This is a genomic window from Sphingobium aquiterrae, assembly GCF_037154135.1.
In the GTDB taxonomy this organism is placed as follows: Bacteria; Pseudomonadota; Alphaproteobacteria; order Sphingomonadales; family Sphingomonadaceae; genus Sphingobium; species Sphingobium aquiterrae.
Window position 1 is genome coordinate 1 of sequence record NZ_JBANFL010000054.1, and the last position, 2,367, is coordinate 2,367.

Annotated in this window: 2 protein-coding genes; both read left to right on the plus strand. The window is 65.7% G+C overall.

What is annotated here, in order from left to right; translation table 11 throughout:
* Positions 1–296 precede the first annotated feature (296 nt).
* Positions 297–515 carry a hypothetical protein gene (locus WFP78_RS23355; RefSeq protein WP_336966912.1) on the plus strand — a complete coding sequence of 73 codons (219 nt, stop codon included), beginning with the start codon at positions 297–299 and terminating at the stop codon, positions 513–515.
* 35 nt (positions 516–550) lie between these two features.
* The gene (locus WFP78_RS23360; protein ID WP_336966913.1) at positions 551–2,233 is read left to right on the plus strand and encodes a DUF885 family protein; all 1,683 of its coding nucleotides are present in this window, start codon (positions 551–553) and stop codon (positions 2,231–2,233) included.
* Positions 2,234–2,367: the final 134 nt, after the last annotated feature.

A 2,367-nucleotide genomic window follows, 5' to 3' on the forward strand; every position in this document is an offset into this window, starting at 1 on the left:
AACGAGGAGCATCGCCAGATGCTCGATGCCTGGGTGGGGCGTGACTTCGAACGGCTGCGCACGCTGACGGTGGCGCACATCCAGAAGACGCTGGACGACCTGCGGCAGCAACTGGCCGCCGCGGTCTAGCCCGCCCTTTATCCGTTTCTTTCTGCATGCATGCGGCGCCCCGGCACGACGCCGGCTGCGCGCTGCATCGGCAGGCTTGATCCCGCTTTTTCCGAAAAGCGTCATTGACAGTCCGCAAGCAAAGAATAAAGTATACCATATTGGCGGTGAGAGGTAGGCATGGTGGTGTGGCATATGATTGCGCGTGCGGCCTGGTTCGCGCTTGCCATGCCGGCCGCATCGGCCTGCTGGGCTGGAGCGGCGGCGGCGCGATGATGCCCGACGCGATGGCCCGCTGCCCCGGTCGCGCCCATGGCATTGCCGGGCGCGCCGATATCCGACTCCATCCGTTCGCCATGATGGCCAACGATCCCGATGAAGACCTGCCGGCCGGTCCGGCGGAATGAACCAACATCATGAACGTCACGCAAGGGGAAGCCGCATGGCTATCGCATATCGTCTCGCCGGGGCATTGATGCTCGCCATGGGCACGGCCGCCGCCGTCTCCGCCGCAGCCCCCGCCGGGGCGCAGACCGCGTCGACGGCCGGCTATCCCGCGCTGGTCACGCTGTTCCGGGAATGGCGCGCCTTCGCCCGGCCCGAATGGCATGGCGGCGTGCCCGACTATACCGTCGCCGGCATGGCGAAGAAGGCGGCGGCGCTGCCCGGCTGGCAGGCGCGGCTCGCTGTGATCGACCCCAAAGGCTGGCCGGTCGCGCAGCAGACCGATTACCAGCTGGTCAAGGCCGAGATGAACGGCATGGATTTCGACCAGCGCGTGCTGCGGCCCTGGGCGCGCGATCCGAGTTTCTACGTCACGATCTGGCCGTCGCGCACCGACGTGCCCTCGCGCGAGGCGCCGGTGGCGAGCCCGGAGACGCTGCTCTACGCCTATAAATATCCACTCTCGTCCGCCGACCAGAAGAAACTGCTCGGCGAGATCGGCGCGATCCCCGGCTTCCTGGCGCAGGGCCGCGTCAACCTGAAGGACGCCAATGCGCGCGACCTGTGGGTCTACAGCGTCGCGAGCCTCGACGGGCAGCTGCAGGCGCTCCAGCAGCTTCAGGCGGGCACGCTGACGGTGAGCACGCTCGAAGGAAGCTGGAACGCGAACCTGAAAGGGGCGAGCCCCGCGCTCAGGAAAGCGGTCGCCGACGCGATCGCCGCGACCCAGGGCTTCATCGACTGGGTCAAGGCCGAGGCGCCGGGCAAGACCGGGCCTTCGGGTGTCGGCAAGGAGAATTACGACTGGTATCAGAAGAACGTCCATCTGGTGCCCTACACCTGGGACGAAGAGGTCGTGCTGCTGCGCCGCGAGCTTGATCGCGCGCATGCCGCGCTGCGGCTGGAGGAGCATAACAACCGCAACCTGCCGCCGCTGGCGCCGGCGCCCGACGCCGCGAGTTTCGACAGGCTGGCGCATGAGCGGCTCGACACGTTCGTCGATTTCCTGGTCAAGCAGGAGATCATCCCGGACAAGCCCTATCTCAAGGATGCGCTGGTCCCGCAGATCAGCCACTTCGCGCCGGAGGGCAAGCGGCCGTTCTTCACCCAGGTCATCATGCGTGAGCCGATGCTGCTCTACAGCCATGACTATCACTGGATCGACCTTGCCCGCATGCGTGACGAACCGCATCCCAGCCTGATCCGGCGCGAGGCTTCGCTGTCGAACATCTGGGACGTGCGGGCCGAGGGTTTCGCGACGGCGTTCGAGGAGCTGCTGATGCATGCCGGCCTCTACGACGACAATCCGCGTGCGAAGGAGCTGGTATGGATCATGCTGGCCAATCGCGCCGCGCGCGGCCTCGCCTCGCTCTATGTCCAGTCGAACGAATGGAGCCTGAAGCAGGCCGGGCATTTCCACGCCGAATGGACGCCGCGCAGCTGGTCGAACCCCAATGACGAACTGACCGCGTTCGAGCAGCTGCTCTATCTGCGCCAGCCCGGCTACGGCACCAGCTATATCGTCGGCAAGCTGGAACTCGATCATGTCATCGCGATGGATTCGCATGCGCTTGAGCAGCAGGACAAGCCGTTCGTGCTGCGCGACTTCCTGGACAAGTGGAATGGATCGGGGATGATTCCGCCGGTGCTGATCGAGCGGGAGCTGGTGGCTCAGCGCTGATCGGCATTGGAGTTGGGATGGCCGGCGATATTCGGGCTTGCCGGACTGACGTGCCCATCACCCGTGGCGCCCGTCCCCTGGGTGCCCATCCCCTCGGGTCCGTTCTGCGGTTATTCTTTGGTGTGGGTTGTGTC